The sequence below is a fragment of the Paenibacillus sp. 1182 genome (assembly GCF_017833915.1).
GTDB classification, from domain to species: domain Bacteria; phylum Bacillota; class Bacilli; order Paenibacillales; family Paenibacillaceae; genus Paenibacillus; species Paenibacillus polymyxa_D.
In genome coordinates, this window is the sequence record NZ_JAFICR010000008.1 from 231,165 (window position 1) to 257,092 (window position 25,928).

A 25,928-nucleotide genomic window follows, 5' to 3' on the forward strand; every position below is an offset into this window, starting at 1 on the left:
GGCGTATGAGCATGCGTAGGAGTACCGATAAGCTTATGAAGGTAACGATTTTATGTTCCGGTTTCGGATTGGGCTTTTATACCCCTGGCTTGTTGTTGCAAGCGGGTCTTCGCAGACTGGGCGTGGATACGGCGATTCATGTATTTGAAAATGTACTGCCGGAATCGGCTCGTCTTAAGGTCGACAAAAGCCGCAAAGCTTACCATGACAATTTTGCGGTGGCCTTAATGTCGCAGAAGGTTCCGCAGGATATGCGTAATTCACTGGATCTCGCTGCGATGGAAGTGCTGTTGAACCAATGGATGGAGGAGGATCGGCGGTATTTTATATGCTTATCCGGTCATTGGATGTATGTGTTGGAGGAGTATCGCAAGCGCAGAGAACCTGAGTCGGTGCATGTGGACATCGTGTACATGGATTCGACGCCTTCCCCATCTTGGAAGAATCTAGCCAAGCATAATCCGCATTTTGCAGATGGCTGTGGAGAAACGACCTTTTTTGAAAATGATAACAATAGAGTCAGCTACTATATTGATATTCCGGCTGTGGAGTATGTTCCGTTTGAAGAACGGCAATCCCGCTTATTCGTACATGGCGGCGGTTGGGGGATGGGCACCTACCGTGACAAGGTTGGACGGTTAGAAGAAGCGGGCTGGGAGCTGGATCTGCTGTTGTATGATCAGGATCAACCGGATGAACAGCGGGACAGTATACGCTATTTTCAGATGGATCCGCAGTGGAGGACATGGCAGCGAAATGAAGCCGGGGAGCATACATTTCCACCTTTCGGAGAGGTGAAAAAGGGCGAGAAGACCGTGTATCAGGTCGGACCGGATTACCATAGCATGCTGGACCAAGCCTGTCATGTCCAGGCCATTGTCAGCAAACCAGGTGGTGGCAGCCTAACCGATTCGTTCGCTACAGCCACTCCACTCATTATGCTGGAGCCATTTGGTGTACATGAAAAGCATAATGCCGATCTATGGGAACGACTGGGGCTCGGTATGCGGTACGATACGTGGATACAAACCTATGACGGTAGTGCTCAGATACTGGAGGATATGCATCGCAGGATCGTAGAGCTGCGCAGTCGAACGCCGCGTTATATAGAGTCCTATGTGAATAGCATCCAAATGTTAGCAGGCTCACCGGGAATGGAGCAGGGGTCATGAACGCTGCGGCGGCTGCGCGAGAGCCTGCGATGCGAGATATTCGCTTTGGGATCATTGGCTGTTCTGCCATTGCTCCCCGTGCGTTGCTGGAACCGATCCGACATGTTGCAGGGGCACGCGTGACCGCGCTTGCGAACCGGACGGTTGCCAAGGCAGGAGAAATGGCAGATCGTTTTGGCGTCAGTGTCGTTTATCGGCATGCTGAGGATATGCTAAAGGACCCGGAGATCGACGCTGTATATATTGCACTCAGCAACGACTTGCATGCCGAGTGGATTGGCAAAGCACTACGGGCCCATAAGCATGTGCTGGTGGAAAAGCCGTTATGCCTGAATACGGCTGATCTGGCACCCTTGGCAGCTATAGTCGAGCAGAGTAACGTTCACCTGCTGGAGGGTGTCATGGTGCAGCACCATCCGTGGCAGCGTGAGCTGCGGAGGATCGTAGAATCGGGGCGTTATGGTCGTTTATGCTCCATAGAGACGAGTTTATGTATTCCGGCAAAAGAAGGGCATGCGGACAATTACAGATCCCGTCCGGAGCAGGGTGGGGGATGTTTTTGGGATTTAGGCGTGTACTGGCTCCAATTGCTCCAGGCCGTCGTTGGATTAGATCAGGCGGAATTCCACAGTCAATCGGATTTCAATGGTCCTCATGGCTGTGACTGGACATTTCGTGCGCAAGCCCGTTATCCGAGTGGATTGGAGGCATCTGCCCTCTTTTCATTCGAGCGCCCTTATCGCTGTGCTCATGTACTGACCTTTGATTCGGCAGTAGTCACTTTAAAGGACTGCTTTCGAGCAAATTTAGGCTTTTATAAAATGACACTCAAGACGGAGATCAAAAAGAATATCGCGTCAAATATAGCGGATGCGGACGCACTGCCTGTGTTATCACAGACATCTTCGTATATCAAAACGGTTTTCGAGCCTATGAACTATTATGTCAATCAGTTGAATACCTTTTGCAGTATCATCCGGGGAGAAGCGGAGCCCATACCATTTCGCGAGGCTGCGGAACGCGTCAGACTGCTGGCAGCCATTCATGAAGCAGCACGCTCGGGCGAGACGATCTATGCAGTATGAGCATGATTGTGTTTTCGAGCGGTGGGAAGCGAATGATGCAAAATACGGAGTATCAAGGCAAAGAGAGGAGGGGAATTCAGTAGATGGATAAAAAGGACGAAGCCTTACTGGAACGATTCGGCGAGCATCCGACGCCATTTTACTATTATGACGGGGACGCGCTGCATGCTCATGTCAGCTCGTTGCTGTCCCGATTGCACCCGGCTGTGCGTGTACATTACGCGCTCAAGGCTAATGGTAACGTAGCCTTGGCTGGGTTGCTACGCTCGTTAGGTTGTGGTGTTGAGATTGCTTCGGCCGGAGAAATGTTCGTCGCTATGGAGGCCGGGTATGCTGCGGAAGACGTGCTGTACGCCGGACCGGGAAAAACAGTAGCCGAGCTGAACGAGGCGATAGCCTATGGAATCGGCTGTATTCATGTCGAATCGGTGAGGGAGCTGCGTCTGCTGGAGGACATTGCGGCCCAAGCGGGCCAGCTTGTCAGGGCGGCGGTTCGCATCAATCCCGATAACGATCTGTCTGGAGCAACGATTAAAATGGGCGGCGTTCCGCGCCCCTTTGGAGTGGATGAAGGGCAGCTGGATCACTTTTTTAAGGTACTGGAAGGTTGCCCACACGTCCATTTTCAAGGTATTCAAGTATATACAGGTACGCAAATGCTGAAATCGGATCAGATTTTAGCTTCATTTGCGAATACGCTGCAGTTGGCAGAACGGGTACAGGCTCAGTATGGTGTGGCAATGCATACGGTCAATTTGGGCGGCGGGTTTGGTGTACCTTACTTTGCTCATGAGCAACCTCTCGATATGGATCACGTCATTGACGGACTGAACGCACTCGCGGAACAGACCCGAATCCGCATGCCCGGGGTTAAGCTAATCATCGAAAGCGGCAGGTATCTGGTTGCTCAATCGGGCATGTATGTCTGCCGAGCATTGTATACAAAGGAATCCAAGGGAGAGAAGTTTGTCGTGGCTGATGGTGGCATGAATCACTACGCCGCAGCTACTTTTCGAGGACGCCGCATTAGGGACAACTACCCGGTACGAATTATGCGCAGGCAAGTGGGAGAATCGAAAGAACCCAAAGAACGAGAGTTGGAAGCAACCCTACGGATGGGGCAGAGAGACGTTTCTGCTCAAACGGCTGTTGCTGTCGAACAATCATTAGAAGAGGTTGCAAACCGAACAGGAGGGCCTTTGGAAGAAGCATCCATGGAGCTGGAGACGGTAAGCATTGTCGGTCCACTTTGTACGCCCGAGGATTGTATTGTGAAAAAAGCGCAGCTTCCTCCGATTTACGAGGGCGATTATATTGCTTTTCCGAATGCAGGAGCCTATGGACTAAGCTATAGTCCACTACAATTTCTGGGACATGCTACCCCGGCGGAGCTGCTCGATTTTCGTGGGGAGGTACATGTCATTCGTGAACACGGTGACCGCACGGACCTGCTGCGTCATCAGCGCATGATTCCGTTGCCTGAGGATGTGGTATAAGTGAGCATTTTGCATAAATCCCAAGAGCGTTTTTAAATCAGCAATATATAGATCGAAACGCTTTAGTTCGTCTATATATTGTACTTAAGAGCGTTGGGAATCGAATGATGCAAAATGCTGAAGTATGTAAAAAAAACGCCAAACCCATGGGAACCGATACAAATCGGACCTGTGATTTGGCGTTTTTTTACATGATGAGTAGGGTAGTATCGACTTAATGTTGCTTGGAGCTGCGCATTTCCTGACGCACAAGCTGCCATACCATAAAGATCAGTACAGCGATTTGTGGGACAAATGTTTCCCAAGTTGGATACATTCCCAGCCAGCTAATGGACGGAAGCGAGGAGGCAGTGTGCCCCGAAAGCTTGCCAGCCACCTGAAGCGAATGAATACTTTCGCCCAGAAATCGGAATACGAGATAGTAAATCAGTGCAGTGGCAGTCAGGAAAAAGGCGCGAATCGGCAACCGTACACTAAATTTAATGATCGCAAACGCCAGAATGACCAGAATAAACATCGCCGAGCTAATGCCGATCAGCAATTGCGAGGTTTCGATGGCTGGAGCCATACCGACATAAAAGATAGCTGTCTCGGCTCCTTCACGCAGAATTGCGAGCGCAGAAACCGCAAATAGCGACCACAGGCTTCCCCGTGCTAACGCGTTGCCCACGCTGTTTTCCACAAAGCGGTTCCACGCGGCAGCATTGGATTTGCTATGCAGCCAGCTACCAACGGTCAGCATCAGCACGACCGCCACCAGCCCGGTGACACCTTCCAGCAGCTCACGCATGCTGCCCGATGCGGCAGCTGCCACCAGCGTGGTGAACAGCACCGCCAGAATTCCGCTCAGCACCAGCCCCGTTCCAGCTCCTGCCCATATCCATCGTCCAGCCACGGCTTCGCCGCTTTTTTTGGCATACGCCAGCAGAGCTGCGAGCACGAGGATGGCCTCCAGACCCTCACGCAGCAAAATCAGTGCGGCATCCCACGCAGTGTAAGAACGTTCTTCCGTCAACGGACGGAGCCTGTCCAGCATCTGATCAAGAGTCTGTATGGCTTTGTCTGTATTCGGTGGAGAAGACAGCAGATATCCGGAAGCCTCGGTCATTTCATTTTCAATCGCAGTGTAAGACGTCGGATCGGCAATTTGTACATGTCCTTCGACAGAAGGCCACAGAGCGATAAACTGCACTACCTTGTCAGCCGCTTGCTCTGATTGATTAGCTACAGCACCTTGGCGTGCGGATTTGAGCAAGGTGACTGCATCGCCCAAGGAAGCTGTCGAACCATTCGTCGTTCCGGTAGCCGTATTGCCTGTATTCGTTCCTTGACCTGTGTTCACAGATTTGCCCTGACTATAATCAGACAACAGAGTCGTTAATTCCTGCATTTCCCTGAGAGCCTGTTCTTGGCGAATGGGCTCAGCTTGCATGGAGATGCGAATGAGACTGATTTTAGTTTCGAGCGAACTGTATACCGGAAAATTGTCCAAACGAATCGGTGTTTCTACCTGATACCAGGCTTTGACGATTCGGTCGTAATCCACCCGGGCGGCAGCCCAATCGCCTTTTTGCATGGCGGCCAGACTGCCCTTCGCCATGGGAAGCAGTTTTTCCGCTGCTTTGGCTCCAGCCGGGGCTGGTTTGTCCCCTTCGGCAGCAGTGACGTACTCATTGACCGAGCGCGCTAGCACGGATAAGGCAGCTTTCGCTGATTCCCCGCCGCCACTGGCGAGTGTCTGCTCCGCATCGGTGAGTGCTTGATCTACAGTCGCGATGTGAGCTGAATCTCCACCATTTGTCTTGGCGGCCTCCCACAGCGTGCGGAATTCTTTCAGATCCTTGGAGGCTTCCGTCCATTGGGCTTGTCCCGCCTCCACCAGCGCTCCGCCCACTACAGGCATTAGCTGATCATTGGTGACAGCTTTGGCATCTGTTTGTGCAAAAGCGACCGACCCGGAACCGGAAATGAACGGAGTTACGGTCAGCAGCAGAGCAGCCACCAACCCCAACACCCATCCCAAGCTTTTATTACGCCGATTCATATAAATCCCCTTCCTTGCCTGCTGCTAAAATAACGTATCCCCGATGTAGCCGCCTTGCGATACACCCGGGAAGCAGGCGAACACCGCACTGCCTTTGTGTACAATGTATTCGTTCAGTTTGTCATTGCGTGCAAGCTTCTCCTGAATATGAACGAACTGCTTGAACAGATCACGCTGGTAGCTGATGAACAGCAGCCCGGCATCCAGCTGTCCAGTTTGCTTGTCCAATCCGCTTGAATACGAATAAGACCTCCGCAAAATGTTAATGCTTCCGTCCCCATGAGCCAAAGCCACATGAGAGGTAGGAGGCGTAACTGGCTTGCCTTCTGGATTTTTGGCCGCCAGATCAAGCTTGTCGAACTCCTTGACCTTACCGAGTGGGGCCCCGCTGCTGCGATGACGTCCAAAAGTATCCTCCTGGTCGCCCAATGTTGAGCGATCCCACACCTCTACCCGCATGCGTACGCGGCGTACAGCCATATAGCTGCCGTCGCCCATCCATGCTGGTCCGTCACTGGTCTGTGTCCACACCAGCCGATTCATCTCGTCTGCCTTGGAGGTGTCCGGGTTCCCCGTACCGTCCTTGAAGCCCAGCAAATTGCGTGGTGTGCTTCCCGCAGGATCAGCTTGTGCAGTCCGCTGAAAGCCTTCCTGCGTCCAGCGAAGCACCGCCGTTCCTCTGGCGATACGCGCCAAATTACGCAGGGCATGGAAAGCGACCTGCAAGTCATTGGCACATACCTGCACTCCGATATCGCCACCGCACCATTGCTCCTCCAGGGCATCCCCTTGAAAACGGGGCAGCTCACGGAACCCGGCAGGTTTAAGCCCTGCCAGGCCATATCGTCCATCAAAAAAGGATGGGCCCACACCAAAGGTGATCGTCGTGCGGGATGGCGACAATCCTGCCGCCTCGCCCGTATCGGACGGAGGGAGGTTGAGGTTTTCATTATCGTTGCCAAGGAGCACGCCAGAAGTCATTGTAGCGCTTGCTTCCGTCCAGGCTTTGAAGAGGCTACGCACCTGTTCCTTGTCGCTGGTTGTTAGATCGAAAGCGGCGAAGCAGATGAAATCCTGTGCCGGAGTCACAATACCTGCCTGATGCTTACCGTAAAAAGGGATAACATCTTTGGTGTCCGCATCCGTCATCATGCTTTCGAGACGTTGACCGGCTGACAGCACGGCTCCCACGCCCCCGCCGCCAAGCAGGAGGCCTAGTCCACCTACCCCGGCCAGCTTCAATAGGTCTCGGCGTGATACGGATTTGCTTTTTCCTGACGGATCATCTTTCACTAGCTTCGCATCCTTTTTTACCAGATCGCCCTGTTCATTATGGGATTCCGCATACTGCGGCTTTTCTTGCCCTTTTTGCCGCTTAAAGCCTTTCATATCATTACACTCCTAACAATTTCCCCATTTGGGACAACGGTTCTGCCAAGGCATCGAGGTTTTGGCTCAGCTTTTTAACTTCTTCCGGTTTCAGTTTTGTATACGATACATAGCCTTCTCCGTCCTTGAAAGGAGCCAACTCCTGCTGTAAGGCCGTAAAGCGCTCACCGATTTGTTTTTCCAACGCGGCATCTTTTTGGTTCAGATCTGTTTTCAAAATGTCATATATCTTTTGTGCGCCCTCTACATTGGCTGCAAAGTCGTACAAATCCGTATGGGAATATCGTTCCTCTTCACCCGTCACCTTCGAGGTAGAGACTTCATTCAACAACTCGACTGCACCCGTTACCATCAGGCTGGCGTCAATATTAACTGTTTCTACTTTGGCGCGCAGCAGCTTGGCATCACTCAGTAGTCGGTCGGAGAACTCGTCCATTCCTTTGGTTGTGTTTTCTTCCCATAATGTTTTTTCAATCCGGTGAAAGCCGCGCCAATCCGCTGCATCCACATCACCGTCACGTGCATCAATATTTGGGTCAAGATCACCCAGCGCTTCTGCAATTGGTTCAATCCGTTCATAGTACATGCGTGCAGGAGCATACAGCGCCTTGGCTTTATCCAGCTCGCCAGCTTTGACCGCGTTCGTGAATTCTTCTGTCTTCTTCACAAACGTATCGCATTGCTCGATGGCATAGGTGCGGTAAGCTGCTACCGCTTGATCAAAATTGGGAGCAGAAGCGGCAGGAGTCGTTGTCTGTGTTGTGGCTCCTGCATCTTTGGTCGTTGCAGCAGGCTGCTGAGTAGCAGTTCCGGTTTGTCCGCAACCTGCGAACAGAATAGAAGAGACCAGCACTCCGGCCGGTACGGCATAACGTAGTTTCATAATCAATGAACACCCTTTCTGGCCAAACTGGCCTTGAACCATAGTCTGTTGCGATATCTATATCAAATTATCATTTTGATAATGATTATCAGTCGCGGTTTTTCTTATCATAAGGCTGGCCCATATGCCTGTCAATACATAAATTAGACGCAGAGTCCAACCCTCCATCGAAGGGAGTTAGTAGGGTGCCTATGCCCATTTTTATCCGCATATTGAACCATACCTAAGCGCATGACATAAAATGTGTTGACTGTATCCCTTAACCTTGTTACACCACACAAAACCCGAGCAAGGAGGGGTGAAATTGACGAAGGGTAACGACCATAAAAACAAGTTTTTGTTAACTCACCGTGAACGTGAAGTATTTGAACTGCTCGTGCAGGACAAAACAACACGTGACATCGCCGGACAGCTATTTATTAGCGAAAAAACGGTCCGAAACCATATTTCCAATGTAATGCAGAAACTGAACGTAAAAGGTCGTTCACAGGCGGTCGTGGAATTAATCAGGCTTGGCGAATTAAAAATCTGACCTCTCGTTCCTTGCGGGGTACAAAGTCTTCTCGATGATCCTTCGACAATGAAGGGTGGTCGGGAAGGCTTTTGTTTTGTGGTATATAAAAAAGTAAAACGATTAAACCGCTGAAATATGTGGGAAATTGCGTGTAAATGATGTACTATATATAGAAGGAAGAAACTACCATTGGAGATCATGGTAAACTAGCAGAAGTGATCAAATCAGAAGAATTACCACAAAGTTATACAAGGCTAGAAATGCATTCGGTGATAGTCTAAGAATATAAATCCGTACAAAAGCAGTATTCAGCATGACGACAGGATGGAAGATGGATTGAAGAAGAATCACAAGGCAGAAAAAGCTCATTGCTTCAGGTAGCCGGAAGTAGCTTTTGCCTAGAGCTACCTGTGGTATATTCTTGATCGGAGGTGAATGTTAAGACATATGACACCCAACCAACACTTGATGACTTATACGCTGAACAGCGGTATAAAGGGAACTGTCGACCTAACCAGTAAGCAGGTGCAGGAATGGATCAAAGCATATCGAATTGGCAGCAAGTTTGTAACGGTTGTGGGAAAACAGTATTTTGGTTTAAACCCTGAGTTGGTAGCAGATTTCAAGGTACATAATGAATACTCGGAGCAGAGAGAACACATATTCATAATACAGCCTGTAATGGAACACAAAGCTGTAGAGCTGGACCCACTGGTAGAGGCGTACAGCCAGTATAAAACATTAATTCAGGTAGAATGTAAATGTGGTGCTTCCTATATAGAAGAGTCACCGCATAAAAGAACCAAGTGGTCATGCAAGGAGTGTAATAACATTGTGTTCCTGGATCGTAAAAAGGGCATGGTGGATACGGATAAAGGCAAGGCGTGGTACATGACCAACAAATACTATGTGGAAAGACAAAGCAACTGACAGATTGTCAGTTGCTTTCTAACCATATACTCACAATTGTTGTGTGCCTACCCAAATGATATAAGTCTTTTGGCAAATAATAAAATTGATGTTTTTTGCGCTTTGTAGTACATTATCAAGTGTATTATAAGGAGGCTTCTCATGTACGGACATAGACAAGATGATACTTTATACATCATGACTTACACATTAAATAGTGGTATCAAGGGCACAGTGCCTTTGTCTAATCAACAGATACAGGAATGGCTTGAGTGTTACAGAATCGGTAAGAAATTTGTAACCGAGATTGGCAAAGAGTACTTTGGACTGCATGCGGAACTGGTGGCTGATTTTAAAGTGCATAATCAGTATTCAAGCTATCAGGAGGTTATTATCCCCATTCAACAACCGGATACTGGCCTAAAAGAGTTGTCCCAGGCTTACAAATCAACAGAAACTTTAATTAAAGTAGATTGCAAATGTGGTACATCGTATGTTACAGAATCTCCCTTTAAGCGGACCAAGTGGTACTGCACCAAATGCCGGGAGATTGTTTTTCTCGACAACAAAAAGGGAATGGTGGATACTTCCAGAGGCAAGGCCCATTATATGACCAATAAGTATTTTGTGGAACGGGAAACAACTGGCGTATAAGCCGGTTGTTTTTTTGTTCGCAAGGTTTGTGTACGTCCTGACTTTTCAAAGCCATTGCGCTATAGTGAAAAAGGGGGCTTATGGAAATGTGGAGTATTTTGCTGAATCACGTTTTGTTGATAGGATTCCTGGCTGTTTTGATTCAACGGATCTATAAGCATCGCTTTCATCAGCAAAATGGTAGCAATTTTCTGCTATGCTTGTGGGGGATCTTGCTTAATCGGTACAATAGCTTGTTTGAACTGACCACGTTATATACGGTGTATACCGTTTTTTTTGCTGTAGGTGCATTGTGGTTTGGAGGTTGCTGGCTTGTGCAGCTATTGGAAAAGGGGAAAGATAAAGCTTGATATAAATGATAGTCAGGTGGTGAACGTCATCCGGGAAGATCATACGAATGGTGCAAGAAACCGCATGAGCACGAACAATGTGTACATACACGAAACGCTTCATTTGGAACAAATCATAAGTGACCTGCGGGTGATGGGCTATGTGGCTTTTCATCATCATCCGCAAATCACAGGTGACCTTGAAGAGCTGGAGGCGTTAAAAAAGCAACTATTGTCGTTTTTCCAACAGCATCATGTATTGTGGATTGAGCTTGACCCGCTAACACAATATGTGGTGGTGAATAACATGGGGAAGGCCACGGTGCTGAAACTCATGGGTCGGAAAATGAACCCGCTACGGGATCTGAGAGCAAACGCTGCTTTGGCTGGACAGCCGCTGCATGAGTTCGATCGGGAGATAGAACGGCTCAATCGGCTGGCTCATCTGTTGCGCTATACCCGTTTTTCTTAAGCGACAGAACTAACGAAAAAAAAAGCATTCACGAAGCAAGGATGGTTCCATGCTGTGAATGCTTTTTAGTTTACTTACACCGATTTCAAAAACTCCACAATCGTCAGCAGACCCTTGTCAAAATTGTCCAAGTTGAAATGCTCGTTGGGCGCGTGCAGGTTCTCATCTGGCAAGCCGAAACCCATCAGCACGACTGGGGCAGTCAGCACACGGGAGAAAGTCTCCACGATTGGGATGGAGCCTCCATCCTTGGTAAAGAGGGCACGCACACCGTATACCTTCTCAAAAGCATCGGCCGCCGCTTGCAGAAACGCGTGTGACGGGTCGATGTTAAAGGCGTTCGCTTTTTCGCCCTGTTGAATATCCAGGGTAGCTCCTGCCTGAACATGGGCGCGCAAATGGCGCTCGATTTTGTCCAGAATGTCTTGCGGGTTCTGGTTAGCCACCAAGCGGCACGTAATTTTAGCGTGAGCTTCTTTCGGAATGACCGTTTTCGTACCTTCCCCTTGGAAGCCGCCGTATACGCCGTTCAGTTCCAGTGTCGGACGAGCCCCCACACGCTCAACGAAGCTGAATCCTTCTTCACCAAAGAGGGAATCAAGTGCAAGATCTTGTTGCAGCTTGCTCTCATTGAAGCCTTGCTTCATGAATTCTTCTCTCATCTCTGCCGATAATGGAGCAACATCGTCGTAGAATCCTTCGACGCTTACACTGCCTTTGTCATTATGCAGGGTTGCCAGCAAGGACACCAGAGCATGCAGGGCATTCGGCACGCCGCCACCGAAAGAACCGGAATGTAGATCTGTGTTCGCCGTGTGAATGGCGACTTCTAGCGAGCATAATCCACGCAAACCTGTGCAAATGGCAGGCTTTCCTTTTTCGATCAAGGAAGTGTCGGACACCAGTACAGCATCGGCTGCCAGACGTTCAGCTCTAGTTTGCAAAAACTCAAGCAAGTTCGGACTGGATACTTCTTCTTCGCCTTCAATGCAGAATTTAATGTTCAGCGGCAATTTGCCTTCCTGCTTCAAAATGGCCTCAACTGCTTTAATGTGCAGGAAAACCTGTCCTTTATCATCTGTCGCTCCGCGCGCATACAATTTTCCATCACGTATGGATGGCTCAAACGGCGGCGTTTCCCACAGGTGAAGCGGGTCTACGGGTTGTACATCATAGTGTCCATACACGAGGATCGTTGGTTTACCAGGTGCGTGCAAATGATCCGCATATACCAGCGGGTGCCCTTTGGTCGGAATGATTTCAACGTTTTCCAGACCAGCAGCAGTCAGTTTGGCAGCCAGCCAATCAGCTGCTTGGTTAATGTCCTTTTTGTGCTCCGATAATGCTGAGATACTTGGAATGGACAACCACTCCTGTAACTCGCCCAGTTGTTGCTCTCTGGCTTTTTTAAAATATTCAGAATAACTCATAAACTATGTATCCTCCTTTTTCAATGTAAATCGTGTGAATGTTGCGCTATCCTCCGAACCGAGGTCGTGGACGATATGTCTAGTTTACTACGTTTTGTGCTGAACGAGAAATTGGGAGATAAAAAAACGATTCTACCCGGGTCTGTCCAGACCTGAGTAGAATCGCCCTTAACCAAGCATATGCATGTATTTACGCGCGAATGTCCAGTTGACCGCCAAGATGAGGCTGTACGCTTTTTTCCATCATCTGCACTAAGGCCTGTCCTTGTTCACTAGCCTGATCTTTAGCCATACTTAATACCTTCACACTTACGGCTTGGGCCAAGCTAGCCTGACTCATACCTGTTGATAATGCTGCGATATCCATGTTCCAACCCTCCTTCATTGTGAAGACTCTTTCTCTATATTTATCGGTTGGAACGGTTATTTTGTTTCATCCAATTGGAATTGTGTCAGTAAATCTTGAAGCTGTTCTGCCAGACGGGTCAAATCTGCGGCAGACGAACCGATCTCTTCCATGGAGGCGAGCTGCTCCTCAGCGGCTGCGGACACGGTCTCCGTATGGGATGCCGCTTCTTCAGCGATGCGTGTAATTTCCTCCATGCTGCTGACGACTGTACTTGTTCCATCTGCGACTCCAGCGGTAGAAGCTGCGACGTTATCCAGCTGCTTCGCTGATTTGGCTACCGCTCTACGGATGCGTGAGAAGGAGCGACCGGATAGGTCAATGGAATTGATACCTTCGCTTACGCGTTCCTTGGCGGATTCCATAGCGGTCAGGGCTTCAGATACACCGCTCTGTATCCCTTGAATCTGTTCACGAATTTGTTGTGCGGAATGAGCTGAGTTTTCAGCCAGCTTGCGGACCTCTGTGGCCACGACAGCAAAACCTTTACCATGCTCCCCTGCACGTGCCGCTTCAATAGAAGCGTTCAATGCGAGCAGATTAGTCTGGCTGGCGATTTCCGTAATGACAGTAACAATCGTTCCAATTCGTCCAGATCGATCATTCAAAGCACCGATAATGGTGTCCAGTTCTTCCACGGTAGTGCGAATGCCATCAATGGAAACGACGCTGTTGCCGATATGCTCACTGCCTGCATCCGACGCCTGAATGGCCTGTGCGGAGTAAGTAGTCATTTCAGCCATAGTTTCGGTCATAGCGGTGATGTCTGTTGCCATGCCGCTAACCCGTGTCTGATTAGCTTTAGCACTGCCCACTTGGCGTTCGCTGCCAGCAGCCACGTCTTGAATGGCTATGGTCACATGCTCGATAGCCCGGGTCGTTTGTTCTGCACCTGCTGCAAGCTCTTGCGAGGATGCCGACAAATTGCCAGTCATCGCTTGAATTTCTCTAATCATGTTACGCAGGTTATCTACCATTTGTTGAAAATATCTTGATAATTCACCAATTTCATCTGTACTGGTCGTAGCCACGTTAATCGAAAGATTACCTTGGCTGATGGCATCCATAGAATTACGCAATCTTTGGATAGGCTTAAGTATACTGCTGATTAGCCACATTGCGAGCACGCCAATGATGATGGCTGCAATCACCAACACTACGATCGTCGTGATAAGAATCGGTTGGGCGGAGGCACTGGTTTCTGCTTTGTCCATTGTGCCGGCAATTTTCCAGCCTGTCAGCGCATTGGTTTTGAAAATCAGGTGTTTATCTACGCCATTAAGATCGTAGTTAAAGCTGCCTTCCTTAGAGTCAAACAGTTTGGGTATTGTTTCTCCCATTTTGGTACTTCCGCTGACTTCTGTTGGGTGGGTAACGATACGTTTGGTACCATCTAATATCATAATATAGCCATTTTGTCCGATTTTTAAATTTGTGATTTCTTTCAAATTTTTCAGGTTCAGGGAAAGGCCGAGAACACCGCTGTTGTCGGGAAGTGTACGTGAAATATACACAACGGGGATCTTAGCCGTATTGAGTCCAACAGGGCTGATTACGGTTTGACCGGGTTTCTCCAGGGCCTGTTTGTACCACGGGCGCTCACGAGGATCGTTTGTGGAGCCTACGGCTTTGCCAATAATGAGCTTACCTTCGGGGGTTCCTACAAACATATCAACAGCTTCCGCGTGCATTTTCAAATAAACTTGTAATCTTTTTAGAATGGCATCATCTGCTTCAGCACTGTTATCACTAGCCGTCATCGTTGTAGAGTAATATTCGAGATCCGCGATTTTGGCTTGAATCGTTTGAGTAACTGCACGATCGGATGCAGTAACGCTAGTTGTCGCACTATCAAGTAATTGGCGGTCCGTCTGGTTATATGCTGCTTGATAAGAAAAAGAACTTACAATAATACTAGGAACAAGCATGACCAGAAGGAATGCTGCGGTCAATTTCTTGCGTAGTGTTAATGTTTTCAGTCGTTTCATCTAACCCCTGCTTTCTATCTATATATTCATTTCTAAAGCTTATATCATATGTATTTACTATCGGTTATTTTGAGCTGAATTGATAGATTTATTACTAATTTGTCCAATACGCCAAAGAATTTCTTGCATAACATGGAGTATCTTGCAATTTGGAGGGATAAGGTATGGGTTTTTTTCTGGATATGAGAAGCTCCACCAATTCATCAAAGACAGGTGAAGGTCCCGATATTCAACTGGGTCCTATACCGGAGCGATTCGGTTTGATTACTCTGCGAACCTTTCTTGTGCCAGGTCCGATTGTGACTTTTAGTGGTTCCATTGGTCTAATCGGTGAGCTTGGCGATACGTATGCAGTTGAAATCGTGCGTGGAGCCGACTATGATCCGAGCGAGGTAGTCTACCGCGCCGAGGGGGTACTGGGCGTGACCGGATCTAATGAAACGCAAGCTTTTAATGCACAGGATCTATCCGCTCCATTGGCAATACAAACAGTATATTCTTCTTATATTTCTGGTGTTTCGACCACTGTTCGTAATGGTCCAGAGGTATTCACGGGCATCGCTTCGACTCCGTTTCTGTAAATATATCAGGTGAATATTTCTTTAGTAAATACTCGCTGCCTGTTCGTGGTTCTCCTAGGATAGGCCGCTGCGCAGAAGCTTAACTAGCCACGAGCATAGACAGACAGCTGCTACAGACTCGTGGCTATAATTCTCAACAACACCCAGAGCACAAATGACCTAGTTGTTGTAATTTCCTTTATGAGCGTGTTCTACAAAGTTGATCGTGCTTCTCGGATTCTATTTCTTAAGAATCTCTCGCAAATACACTGTCAACTCATCTGCCGCTTTGGTATGGGCGGGGAGCCCGGGATGGCTGCGAGACCCTATCGTTTCTTCCGTCGTGTTAGGCAGTTGGAATACAGACACATTCCCATCCCTCGTTCTTTTCTTGTATGCATCTACTGCTCGGTAGATTGAGGGCATCATAGGAGTACCCAGCATCCCATAGGCCCATACAATATGAGCCGCAGGATTGCAATTCCGAAGCTTGACAAGAAAACATTCGATAGCGCTTTCAAAAGCTTGTAAATCTTCTTCATTGAATGTGCCGTCCTCGTTCAAGCGTTGCTTGTACACTTTACCGCTTGCTGGGTCCGTCCATGCAGGAGAATAAAAGGCTCCCCCGTCATTAGTCCCCAAATTCACTACGACCACGTCCGGCTGCCATGAGGTAAAATCATGATCTGAAAATGCCCCTAATGCTTCATTTCTCTCACCGGTCAGCACACCACATATCTGTTCATAATATGCCGGTATGTTCGTATCGGGATTATTATCCCAGCCCGTTAGGACACCCCAGCCGCTTTGTGAAAACACTCGGTAGTCCGCATTTAGTGCTTCGGCTGTTATGGCTGTATAATTGCGTAGTGCTGTGAACAGCATGGGAACCCAGTCTGTCTCGTCCTTCGCTCCAATCGTTCCTTCTCCCGAGGTAATGCTGTCACCGATAAATTCCACCTTGAGGGGCTTATCAGTGACCGGTAGCAATTCTCCGTCAACCTTCAGGGCATGAATTTGCAACAAGCAGTGCGGGTCCGAACTCATAGGCTGGACATCCTTGACCACACGGACATTTTTGACTGTATCAGGGTTTAACCCTCTCAAAAGACAGATCCAATGCCGTCCTGCAGTCACCATCAGGCGACTCATCGGGACACCATTGATGACAATACTGATCCAGGGCTCATACACCTGGTAATCGGCCTCAATTTCAATCCACAGCTCTGAGCCTTTGATATTCAATTCAATGCCACTTCCTGTCCAAAATAGAGTAAGCGGTGTACGTGTTTGCGTAGTTCGACCATGAACCTTTATATGCTTTGCTTTTGCAAGTGGGTATGTCTTCAATCTCTTGTTATGTGACATTTCAACACCCTCCTTATGGTTTTTAATGAATGCTAGTTTCTGTAATATTGTAAAAGAAGTTACAGGAAATCTCAAATTCTATTTCTAAACAAGCAAGGGCTCAAAGCTTTATATGGATTATCCTTTTTGATCACGCTTTAGAACTACATATGGTATCAAAAAGCACCAGCCAATTGAAATTTGCTGGTGCTTTTTGATATACGGAGCAAGGATTTTTGCTAAGTATATTTTTTCACAAATATTATTTTATCTATTAATTAGCTTTGCCGAACATGACGATATTAATCGCCTTGCCGAAGTCTATACCTACTTTGCCAGTGAGTTCTGCTGTTTTTTGTGCTAACACGACTGCATTGACACCACAAGAGAACAGCGCAATGTCAAAGTCATCTTTGTGTGCTGCGATCCATTGGAGTGTTTCAGGCATTTGTTCATATTGATGAAATGCCAGCGTGTGCGCGATATGCAGCTTGTACGGATCAGCCTCAAGAACAGGCTTTACTTCAGCGGCCGTCCGGGTGACCAGCAGAATGCGTCGATTTTTCAGCATGTCCCAGAAAGCGGGTGTCCCAGCCAAATACCGATTCAGGCAGGCGTGGCAGGTCAGCGGGGGGGAAAGAGCATAGTGAGCAAAGACCTGATCGGTCAGCTCCCGCTTCATATAGGATGGTGCTTTAATAGATTCGTCATCATATGGCAAAATGCCAGTAATGCTGGCTTTGCTCACTGCCTCAGCCACCGCGTCCCGTAGCTCCGTATTTGGTAGAAACAGTCCCTTTTGACCGAGATTGGCTTTGACCGCCCAACGTTCCTGTAACACCTTTTCCATCGGCCAGACGGTATCCTGCGCCAACACCAAATTTTCACCATCTCCAATACGAATGAGCGAAAAGGACTGGTGCTGATCGAGTGCTAGCTTCAAACGCTTCAGTACCTCGTCCATCTCCAGATACTTTGGATTCGTCATATCATGTTTCCTCCCTGTCGTTCCTGCTTGTTCAACTTTTCAGATGGAGTAAAAAACTTTGTATTCTATCATATGTCGAAAGCGAAAAGGTTTTTGTATGAACGGCTATTCTTTTTGGATTCTACCTATTTTTACAAGATTCGTTGTATCTGTACGTGCCGTTTCAGGAGCGTCTTCATAACTTGAGAGAAGACGGTTGAAAGGGAGGAAGATCAATGAATCGCAAGGTTGTAATTGAAATTAATTTTAATAACTATGGGATGAATCCCAACCGCCTGACACGTGAGTGGATCAGCGAGCGACTGGATATATTCAGAACCTTTACGCTGCGTAGTTTACTCAGTCAGACAAATGCGGATTTCCTATCTGTCGTCAAGCTGGCGGGCGGATGCAGTGACATCGTGGAAGAGGAGCTGGCCCGACATGAGCCCATTCCCGACCACATCCGTTTTGGTACGAGCATCGAAAGTAAACGTCGTATCCATGCGTACATCGAAGGTGCGGACGAACTGCTCATTGCTCGAATAGATTCCGACGATTTGTATCACCAGTCCTTTGTACAACAGTTGCATGATTACAAGTTTCAATCGGAGACGGTTGCGCTGGTGAACCAGATGGGTTACCTGTGGGATGCGGTTGAGGGGCAGATGGCACCGGTGTTTCACCGTTCGCCTTCTTTTTATGTGTTTCGCTATCAAGTGGAAGATTTTCTGAATGATTACCGTGTGGTCATTCCTGGAAAGGGTACGCACGGATATGTAACGGAGCTGCCGCATGAGATCATTCCACTTCGCAACTATGTGAACGTCATTCATGCTGCCAATACTTCGGTGAAAAAAGTGCCGGCGAAGGATCGGCTGTCAGAGAATGAAATGAATGCTGTGCTGGCAGAATTTCTGGGAACAGGCATTGCCAATTCGTAACGGTCAGGAGGAGATTATATTGTTCAAAGGAAAAAAACTGCTGGTGACCGGAGGAACGGGATCTTGGGGGCAACGCCTAACCGCTGAATTGCTGAAGGAGGACCCGGCGGAGATTCGTATTTTCTCACGCGGTGAATTTGCACAGATTGCCATGCAGCGGCAATTTCTATCGGATCCTCGCCTGAATTTCATGATTGGAGATATTCGAGATCTTCAGGCATTGCAGGAGGCATGTCGCGGAGTGGACTATGTATTCCATTTGGCGGCATTAAAGCATGTCCCTGTGTGTGAGAGACAGCCGGAAGAGGCTTTCAAGACGAACGTACACGGTACGGAAAACGTGATCCGGGCCAGCATTGAGCAGGGAGTCGCCAAGGTAATTGATGTCTCTACAGACAAGGCAGTAGATCCGGTGAATGTATATGGCATGACGAAGGCGATAGGTGAAAGACTGATGATCCGCGCCAACACTTTAAGTGAGCGTACTCGCTTTGTGTGTATACGCGGCGGCAACGTGTTGGGGACGAGTGGAAGTGTCGTGCCCCTGTTCAAGCGCCAGATCGCGGATGGGCAGGATTTAACGCTGACGAGCCCAGATATGACACGCTTTTTCCTCACGCTCGGAGAAGCGATTGGCTTGCTGCTGAAGGCTTCTGTCACGGCGATTGGGGGAGAGACACTTGTGATGAAAATGAAGGGCTGCAATATTGCAGATCTGGCAGAAGTGATGAAGGAACAGGCGGGTCAGCCTGCGTTGAAAGTGAAGGAGATTGGTATACGTGGTGGGGAAAAGCTGCATGAGGTGCTGATTTCGCCCTATGAGGTGCCGCATACGTATCGCTATGATGATCGCTATTTTGTTATTCTTCCCCAGCAAGCAGACAAGCGCTTACTGAGCCAATACGGTGGATTGGAACGAGTGAGCTTTGATCAATATCGCTCGGACGATGAGTTAATGGATCGCGCTGGAATTGCTGAGCTACTGCGAAGCATGGAGTAACGATGAAAGAGGTGGGTATTTTGCAGCTTATGGAAAAAATAACTAAAGGAACTGTAAAGGTTGCGGTCATCGGCCTCGGTTATGTAGGGCTGCCCATGGCAGTGGAAATGGCAAAGGCTGGTTATGATGTATATGGTGTGGATTCCGATCCCGTCAAAGTAGCCAAGCTGCTTCAAGGAAAGTCGTACATCATAGACATTGGTGATGATGCATTGGAAGGTGTGATTGGGCAGCAATTGCATCCGGTTACGGATATCAAGGTACTGGAGCATACGGATATCGTCGTGATCTGCGTGCCTACGCCACTGACGGACGGACATCAGCCGGATACGTCCTATATTGAAACAGCTATTGATCAGGCCATACCTCATTTGCGTAGCCAAACACTGTTGATTCTGGAAAGCACCACCTATCCCGGAACGACCGAGGAACTGATTCGGCCGGTGATAGAGCAGCGCAGGGGCTGGACAGTAGGTAAGGATTTTTATGTGTGCTTTTCACCGGAACGTGTTGATCCGGGCAGCGTTCATTTTAACATTCGCAACACACCCAAGGTGATCGGCGGTTGCACGCCGGATTGTCTGGCAGCGGGAGCCGGTTTTTATGGGTCCTTTTTGGATCAGATTGTTCCGGTCAGTTCGACAACCGTGGCGGAAGCCGCCAAGCTGTTCGAGAATACGTTCCGCAGCGTCAACATTGGAATGGTCAATGAGCTGACAGCCGCCTGTGAGAAAATTGGCATCAATATATGGGAGGTACTGGATGCAGCGGCAACCAAGCCATTCGGCTATATGCCTTTTTATCCGGGACCTGGCATCGGGGGGCACTGTATCCCAGTTGATCCGCTATACTTGTCATGGAAATCCGAGCAGCATGGTTTTCCACTGGAATTCGTGGACTTGGCAGATCGCATGAATCGGCGTATGCCGCTGTATATTGCGGAGCGAATTGAAGCCATGCTCGCTCAGAAAGGTAAAGCCATAAACAAAGCCAAAATTATTCTGGCAGGTGTGGCCTACAAAAAGGACATTGATGATGTTCGGGAATCCCCAGCTCTTGTTCTGTTTGAACATCTAATAAAACTGGGAGCTTCGGTGAGTTTCACCGACCCGTATGTATCGAGCTTTAAGCTGAACGGTGAAGCAATCTCCTCTCGAACGGCAAATACCCAGTTATGGGAAAGTGCAGATATCGTAGTCATCACGACAGACCATTCTGTGGTGGATTACCAACAGCTGGTCGACCATGCCCCGCTGGTCTTCGATACACGTAATGCGACTGCACATTGTACAGGTGGACATGTCGTGATCTTGGGGCATCCCGGTGATGGAGGGGGCGCCGCTGTTGGCTAACCGTGATCAGGTAAATGAACGTTATTACGGGCAAATCAATTCGGAAGAGTCCCATGAAGCCACCCGCAATAGAATTCACTGGATTTGCCGCCATGTACAGGGCCATACCGTGCTGGATGTTGGGTGCAGTCAGGGCATAACGTCTATTTTGCTTGGGCGGGAAGGTTTTAAGGTAACGGCCATTGATTTGGAAGAGGGTAGCATTTCTTATGCAAAAAAAGAACTTCGACAGGAATCCGCACCCGTCCGGGGAAGAGTCCACTTTCAGTTAAAGGACATTTCACAATTCGAGCGTCCTCCCGGTGGATTTGACACCATTATATTAGGAGAGATTTTGGAACATTTTGCGCATCCCGACACCCTGCTGGCTCATGCTTATCGCTTGTTGAATAAAAAGGGAACGCTCGTCTTGTCTGTACCTTATGGATACCATCCGTTTCATGATCACAAGCGGACTTACTATGCCGGGAGCCTCTCCCGTGTGTTGTATCCTTATTTTGATGAACAATCGCTGGAGGTGCATCACAAATATTTGTGCTTTGCCGGCCGCAAGAAGTCGAAAGAACTGCGTGAGGCCAAACCAGGGGTAGAGCATCTGAATGAGTGGATGAAACTGGACGAGGAGCAATTTCGACTGGTGGAGCAGCAGCATGTTCGCAAAATGAATCAGCGAAAGGCCGCACTCGATAAGGCGGTACAGCGAATCCGGCATATGGAGGAACAACTTTTGCCATTGCAAAGGTATGCACGTGTCGAACAGCTAGACAAGACGCAGGCTGAAAGGAGAGGTGCATATACTGATGGCGAGTCTACCGGAAAAACGAGGGGAGAATCAGCCAAAGGTAAAGGGGATGACGTGAAGTCATGACTGAGCATCCAATGACCATCAGCTTGTCCATGATCGTAAAGAACGAGGAGCACACACTTACCCGCTGTCTGGATTCGGTCTCAGACCTGATGGATGAAATCATTATTGTGGACACAGGGTCGACGGATCAGACGAATACGATAGCGGCCCGCTATACGGATCGGCTATATACATTTGAATGGAAGGATGATTTTGCAGCCGCCCGTAATGAATCATTTGACAAGGCGACGTGTTCCTACGTCATGTGGCTGGATGCGGACGATGTGCTGCTGGAGCCGGATCGTGAGCGCCTGCGTGCCTTGAAGCAGCGTTTGTCTAAGGATATCGACGCAGTGGTGATGCCACTTCATTTGGCAGAGGGGGAGCAGGGTGAACTGTTGTTCACCTCACGCCGTATCCGTCTCGTGAAGCGTGAGCGACAATACCGCTGGGAAGGGCGTCTGCATGAGGATCTGGTGATACCTCAGGGGCAAATCGTTCATTCAGATGTGGCAATAACTCACCGCCGAATGCAAGACCACACGCTCCGTAACCAACGTATTCTCGCCCGGTGGATCAGCGAAAGCGGCAAGCTGGAGGGGCGTCTGCTGTATTTGCACGCCAATGAATGTTTTGACCGTAAAGAATATGCCGAGGCGGTAGAGGCGTTCAACCATCTGTTGGAGGAGCCAAGCGGCTACCGTGAGGATCGGATTACCGCTTGTGCGCGGTCGGCGGAATGCTATCTTCACCTTGGGAAGCCGGAGCAACAGCTGGATCGTCTGTTACGTTCCTTTCGATACGGTGTGCCGCAATCAGATTTGTGTTGCATGATCGGTGACTGGTTTTTCACAAGAAACGAATGGAGCACTGCCGCGTACTGGTACGAAAAGGCATTGGAGCAACAGCATCACCTTCCGGGTATGCGACCTGTTCCACTACCATGCTACTCCTGGTTACCTCATGTGCGGCTCAGCCATTGCTATGCCCATGTAGGTCAGCTGGACGCTTCGTATGAGCATAACCAGACCGCTTTACGCTATTTACCTGACGACCCGCATTTACTGGATAATGCACGCAAGCTCAAGGAGGCTATCTCCAACTCCTCACCCTCAGCCCGTTCCTCAAAATAGTTCAAGCTGTTCCGGCCCGTTATCCTCTTCGTTTGGCTTGCGAGGGGGAAAAGGTTTAGGGTCCATGCCAAGCATGGTCATGAGTTGCTTGGCATTAGCAGCGGCGTCTCCACCTGAGTTGTTGTTGAAAATAACACACACCTCGCGGCTTTGCTGCTCCAGCTCCAGCAACCTGTCTCTCCATTCGGTCAACTCTTGTTCATTGTACCGATACAGATAACGAACCTCCCGCCAATTCGGTGCAGAGCTTTGATTCCAACCGGAAATGTTCCGTCCGTGGAGACGTATGATTGTCAGATTGCTGTCTGTAGCCAACGGCACAATGGGAACCGATCCTGGTCCTGCCTGCGGCTCGTCGCATACGCTGTGTATCCAGCCTTCTTCACGCATGAATGCCAGCGTTTGTTTCCGAAAATCGGGTGTGAACCAGCTTTGATGTCTGAATTCAAGTACGGATGGGACCTCTCCCATCCTATTTTTTGTGTCTCGCAGTATGGCAACATTCTCACGTGTACAGTCGAACCAGGGTGGGTACTGAAACAGCACGGCTTTGAGCTTGCCCGCTTCGTGAAGAGGCTGTATCGATGCATGCAGTGCTTCGTACATGGCATCTATTGTTTTGAAGTAAGGCTGCTTGCCGCGGGTATGTCCAGTCATGCCTTGGTAGGCTTTGACGAGAAATGAAAAAGAGTCAGGGGTTTCCGCCGCCCAGCGTGCCATACGATCTGTGGGCTGCACCGCATAGAAAGAGCTATCCATTTCTACTACCGGAAAATGGCTTCCATAGATACTTAGTTTTTGGTTAGCTTTGGTACCCGTCGGATACAAGTCATCGTGATCGCCCCAACCCGTAAGTCCAATTTGAATCATAACTTCCCCGCTCCTTTCCTTCATGAAAACTTCTAAAGGCGTTCCCATGAATCATTTTAATGATAAAATGGGGTGAATCACATGAAGTTGGTATGAAGTTCCTATGAATATTTAAGCTCAAATACGGTTATTGTAACATGTTTCCTTATTCAGGATTTTGCAAAACCCTTATTCGTAATGCTTTTGAGTTTCCAGTTTGAAAAAGCTAATATAGTATGTAATAGAGCGAAATGAGTTCATGGAGGAGAAACGATATGGCAGAATGGTACGAGCAAAGCTTTGGGGAAGATTATTTATTGGTATACAAGCATCGCGACTTTCAGGGAGCCTATCAGGAAGTGCAAAAAATGATCTCCTGGCTCAAATTACCGCAAGGCTCCAGCGTATTAGATTTATGCTGTGGGATGGGACGTCATTCGCTTGCGCTCGCAGATGCAGGTTATCAGGTGACAGGTGTGGACCTTTCCAATGTGCTGCTGAGAGAGGCTCGTGCAGCTGATTCCGAAGGGCGGGTAAGTTGGCATCAAGGGGATATGAGAGAGGTGCCGCTGGATGAAAGCTATGACGCGGTGATGAATTTGTTCACCTCCTTTGGTTATTTTGAACAGGATGAGGAGCAGCTTAAAGTGCTAAAGGAAATATATCGGCTGTTGAAGCCGGGAGGACGCTTTATCATAGATTATTTGAACCCTGCTTACGTAGCCGCTCATTTGGTACCGCATTCGTCGCGGGAGGATGAAGGGAATTGGATTGAGGAGCATCGGGTCATTGAAGATGGATTTGTGAAAAAGCAAATTGCGATTCGGTCAGCTGCATCCGTTACGGGCACTGAGGCAGCCTCTGCTCTGGGCACGACTCCTACTGAGGGAGAACCTGCGCGCGTGTATCATGAACGAGTGAAGCTATATCCATATGAGAAGTTTCGTGGATTGCTAGAGCAAGCCGGACTATCTGTAGAGCAGGTACACGGAAGCTATAATGAAGATCAATATATTGAAGATGCTTCGCCTCGAATGATTTTTGTCGGCGTGCGGGCTTGAAACAGAAAGGCGGGTGGAAGCCATGAAAATGCCAGAGCTTACACCGTGTGAGCGAATAGACGGAGGCTTTCAGGTCAAAATATCCATGTCCTTTCCGCTGCGCTGGGTGAATAGCTATGTGCTCAAGGGAGAGCACGGTTTTACAATTGTAGACCCGGGGCCGCGCAATATGGACACCAAGGCAGAATGGGCGCATGTCTTCCACCAGCTGGGAATGTCCTTTGGGGATATTTCGGACATTGTGGTCACTCATCATCACCCCGATCATTACGGATTGGCGGGCTGGATGCAGCAGCAAAGTCAGGCTCGTGTACATATGTCAGCCCGAAGCCATAAGGAAGCGATGATGATGTGGGACGCTCCAGAATCGACGGTCGCTATGGAGAACAGGCTTCCCAGCTTTTTTGTCCAGCATGGTTTTCCTTTGGAGCAAGTGCCGGCCTTGGAATTACATATGCGGCAGGCTTATTTGCAAGTGAATCCACAGCCTGAGATTACCGTTATTCCTACCGGCATAGACGCTCGTCTGGAATGGGGTGGACGCAGTTGGCTGCCCGTCGAGACGGGAGGGCATGCGCCCGGACATATGTCCTTATATGACCCGAATAGCGGTGTTATCCTCTGCGGTGACGCAGTTTTGCCGCAGATTTCTCCTAATATCAGTCTGCTGCCGGGCAGTGATGCCCAGCCGTTGAAGTCTTATGTAGACGGCTTGCAGCGTCTAGGTAAGCTGGAGGTAGCGTGGGCATATCCGGGGCACCGCAATCCGTTTGGTTATTTTCGGGAGCGGACGCAAGCGTTGCTGGCACATCATGAAGAACGACTGGAGAAATTTCAGCAGCTGATCCAACCGGAGGGAAGCACAGCCTATGAGCTGTGCATTGCCATGTTCGGTGGCAAGCTGGGTATTCACCAGCTAAGGTTTGCCATGTCCGAGACGCTGGCTCATCTGGTGGAGCTGGTGCGCCGTGAACGGGCCTCTATGAGCGAGACGAACCCAATCACGCGCTTCTATCCCTTTTGCCGTCAATAGTCACGGAAAGTTGACCAACAAGTGACATAACGAAACAACATGACAAGCGGCATGCATGCCGGAA

Annotated in this window: 25 protein-coding genes; 16 read left to right on the forward strand and 9 right to left on the reverse strand. The window is 48.9% G+C overall.

What is annotated here, in order from left to right; genetic code table 11:
• Positions 1-11: 11 nt before the first annotated feature.
• From JOD82_RS17710 to JOD82_RS17720, 3 genes are all read left to right on the forward strand, one after another.
• The gene (locus tag JOD82_RS17710; RefSeq protein ID WP_209949744.1) at positions 12-1,172 is read left to right on the forward strand and encodes a UDP-glucuronosyltransferase; all 1,161 of its coding nucleotides are present in this window, start codon (positions 12-14) and stop codon (positions 1,170-1,172) included.
• The gene (locus tag JOD82_RS17715) at positions 1,169-2,257 is read left to right on the forward strand and encodes a Gfo/Idh/MocA family protein (protein ID WP_209949745.1); all 1,089 of its coding nucleotides are present in this window, start codon (positions 1,169-1,171) and stop codon (positions 2,255-2,257) included. The genes JOD82_RS17710 and JOD82_RS17715 overlap by 4 nt, the downstream gene beginning before the upstream one ends.
• Before the next feature lie 83 nt (positions 2,258-2,340).
• Complete coding sequence (locus tag JOD82_RS17720; RefSeq protein WP_209949746.1) at positions 2,341-3,753, forward strand: type III PLP-dependent enzyme domain-containing protein; 1,413 nt, start codon at positions 2,341-2,343, stop codon at positions 3,751-3,753.
• Positions 3,754-3,967: 214 nt separating this feature from the next.
• Here JOD82_RS17720 and JOD82_RS17725 read toward each other — a convergent pair whose 3' ends face one another.
• The 3 genes from JOD82_RS17725 to efeO are packed head-to-tail and all read right to left on the reverse strand — an operon-like array spanning position 3,968 to position 8,069.
• Positions 3,968-5,797, reverse strand: a complete 1,830-nt coding sequence (locus tag JOD82_RS17725) for an FTR1 family iron permease (protein WP_209949747.1) — start codon at positions 5,795-5,797, stop codon at positions 3,968-3,970.
• 24 nt (positions 5,798-5,821) lie between these two features.
• Entirely contained in the window at positions 5,822-7,186 is a 1,365-nt protein-coding gene (efeB, locus tag JOD82_RS17730) for an iron uptake transporter deferrochelatase/peroxidase subunit (RefSeq protein WP_209949748.1), read from the reverse strand.
• A gap of 4 nt (positions 7,187-7,190) precedes the next feature.
• Positions 7,191-8,069 carry an iron uptake system protein EfeO gene (efeO, locus tag JOD82_RS17735; RefSeq protein WP_025721876.1) on the reverse strand — a complete coding sequence of 293 codons (879 nt, stop codon included), beginning with the start codon at positions 8,067-8,069 and terminating at the stop codon, positions 7,191-7,193.
• 304 nt (positions 8,070-8,373) lie between these two features.
• Here efeO and JOD82_RS17740 point away from each other — a divergent pair, with 304 nt between their 5' ends.
• The 5 genes from JOD82_RS17740 to JOD82_RS17760 all read left to right on the forward strand — a co-directional run bounded on the left by JOD82_RS17740 (position 8,374) and on the right by JOD82_RS17760 (position 10,947).
• Positions 8,374-8,601, forward strand: a complete 228-nt coding sequence (locus tag JOD82_RS17740; RefSeq protein ID WP_007431813.1) for a helix-turn-helix domain-containing protein — start codon at positions 8,374-8,376, stop codon at positions 8,599-8,601.
• A 429-nt stretch (positions 8,602-9,030) separates the two neighbouring features.
• Positions 9,031-9,513, forward strand: coding sequence for a hypothetical protein (locus JOD82_RS17745; RefSeq protein ID WP_069011022.1), 483 nt, complete (start codon positions 9,031-9,033; stop codon positions 9,511-9,513).
• Positions 9,514-9,654: 141 nt separating this feature from the next.
• Positions 9,655-10,146, forward strand: a complete 492-nt coding sequence (locus JOD82_RS17750; protein ID WP_013311697.1) for a hypothetical protein — start codon at positions 9,655-9,657, stop codon at positions 10,144-10,146.
• Between the two features lie 86 nt (positions 10,147-10,232).
• Positions 10,233-10,496 (forward strand): hypothetical protein, encoded by a 264-nt coding sequence (locus JOD82_RS17755; RefSeq protein WP_029518340.1) that lies wholly within the window; start codon positions 10,233-10,235, stop codon positions 10,494-10,496.
• Between the two features lie 64 nt (positions 10,497-10,560).
• Complete coding sequence (locus JOD82_RS17760) at positions 10,561-10,947, forward strand: hypothetical protein (RefSeq protein WP_176715708.1); 387 nt, start codon at positions 10,561-10,563, stop codon at positions 10,945-10,947.
• Between the two features lie 74 nt (positions 10,948-11,021).
• Here the strand turns inward: JOD82_RS17760 and JOD82_RS17765 are convergent, their stop codons facing one another.
• The 3 genes from JOD82_RS17765 to JOD82_RS17775 form a co-directional block, all read right to left on the reverse strand.
• A complete protein-coding gene (locus JOD82_RS17765; protein WP_209949749.1) occupies positions 11,022-12,377 on the reverse strand; it encodes a dipeptidase in 1,356 nt (451 codons plus the stop codon).
• 190 nt (positions 12,378-12,567) lie between these two features.
• Positions 12,568-12,744: a YjfB family protein gene (locus JOD82_RS17770; protein WP_023990044.1), complete on the reverse strand. Its 177-nt coding sequence runs from the start codon at positions 12,742-12,744 to the stop codon at positions 12,568-12,570.
• Between the two features lie 56 nt (positions 12,745-12,800).
• Positions 12,801-14,771: a methyl-accepting chemotaxis protein gene (locus JOD82_RS17775; RefSeq protein WP_069011024.1), complete on the reverse strand. Its 1,971-nt coding sequence runs from the start codon at positions 14,769-14,771 to the stop codon at positions 12,801-12,803.
• Between the two features lie 164 nt (positions 14,772-14,935).
• On the opposite strand from JOD82_RS17775, the gene JOD82_RS17780 reads away from it, so the two are divergent.
• Positions 14,936-15,352, forward strand: a complete 417-nt coding sequence (locus JOD82_RS17780) for a hypothetical protein (RefSeq protein WP_069011025.1) — start codon at positions 14,936-14,938, stop codon at positions 15,350-15,352.
• Between the two features lie 219 nt (positions 15,353-15,571).
• Here the strand turns inward: JOD82_RS17780 and JOD82_RS17785 are convergent, their stop codons facing one another.
• Positions 15,572-16,699, reverse strand: coding sequence for an SGNH/GDSL hydrolase family protein (locus JOD82_RS17785; RefSeq protein WP_069011026.1), 1,128 nt, complete (start codon positions 16,697-16,699; stop codon positions 15,572-15,574).
• Between the two features lie 253 nt (positions 16,700-16,952).
• On the reverse strand, positions 16,953-17,666 hold the full coding sequence (locus JOD82_RS17790; RefSeq protein ID WP_069011027.1) for a GT-D fold domain-containing glycosyltransferase: 714 nt from the start codon (positions 17,664-17,666) through the stop codon (positions 16,953-16,955).
• Between the two features lie 215 nt (positions 17,667-17,881).
• Between JOD82_RS17790 and JOD82_RS17795 the strand changes: the two genes are divergently transcribed.
• Genes JOD82_RS17795 through JOD82_RS17815 form a run of 5 tightly spaced genes read left to right on the forward strand, consistent with a single transcriptional unit; the run spans position 17,882 to position 22,921 of the window.
• Positions 17,882-18,589 carry a glycosyltransferase family A protein gene (locus tag JOD82_RS17795; RefSeq protein ID WP_029518347.1) on the forward strand — a complete coding sequence of 236 codons (708 nt, stop codon included), beginning with the start codon at positions 17,882-17,884 and terminating at the stop codon, positions 18,587-18,589.
• A 19-nt stretch (positions 18,590-18,608) separates the two neighbouring features.
• Positions 18,609-19,589: a polysaccharide biosynthesis protein gene (locus JOD82_RS17800; RefSeq protein ID WP_209949750.1), complete on the forward strand. Its 981-nt coding sequence runs from the start codon at positions 18,609-18,611 to the stop codon at positions 19,587-19,589.
• A gap of 2 nt (positions 19,590-19,591) precedes the next feature.
• Positions 19,592-20,941, forward strand: coding sequence for a nucleotide sugar dehydrogenase (locus JOD82_RS17805; protein WP_209949751.1), 1,350 nt, complete (start codon positions 19,592-19,594; stop codon positions 20,939-20,941).
• The gene (locus JOD82_RS17810; protein ID WP_209949752.1) at positions 20,934-21,809 is read left to right on the forward strand and encodes a class I SAM-dependent methyltransferase; all 876 of its coding nucleotides are present in this window, start codon (positions 20,934-20,936) and stop codon (positions 21,807-21,809) included. The genes JOD82_RS17805 and JOD82_RS17810 overlap by 8 nt, the downstream gene beginning before the upstream one ends.
• On the forward strand, positions 21,806-22,921 hold the full coding sequence (locus tag JOD82_RS17815; RefSeq protein ID WP_069011031.1) for a tetratricopeptide repeat-containing glycosyltransferase family 2 protein: 1,116 nt from the start codon (positions 21,806-21,808) through the stop codon (positions 22,919-22,921). Before JOD82_RS17810 ends, JOD82_RS17815 begins: the two co-directional genes overlap by 4 nt.
• Here the strand turns inward: JOD82_RS17815 and JOD82_RS17820 are convergent.
• Complete coding sequence (locus JOD82_RS17820) at positions 22,913-23,791, reverse strand: DUF72 domain-containing protein (RefSeq protein WP_069011032.1); 879 nt, start codon at positions 23,789-23,791, stop codon at positions 22,913-22,915. The genes JOD82_RS17815 and JOD82_RS17820 overlap by 9 nt on opposite strands.
• Positions 23,792-24,045: 254 nt before the next feature.
• Here JOD82_RS17820 and JOD82_RS17825 point away from each other — a divergent pair, with 254 nt between their 5' ends.
• Together JOD82_RS17825 and JOD82_RS17830 are read left to right on the forward strand one after the other, a co-directional pair.
• Entirely contained in the window at positions 24,046-24,831 is a 786-nt protein-coding gene (locus JOD82_RS17825; protein ID WP_029518353.1) for a class I SAM-dependent methyltransferase, read from the forward strand.
• Positions 24,832-24,853: 22 nt separating this feature from the next.
• Positions 24,854-25,864: an MBL fold metallo-hydrolase gene (locus tag JOD82_RS17830; RefSeq protein WP_069011033.1), complete on the forward strand. Its 1,011-nt coding sequence runs from the start codon at positions 24,854-24,856 to the stop codon at positions 25,862-25,864.
• Positions 25,865-25,928: the final 64 nt, after the last annotated feature.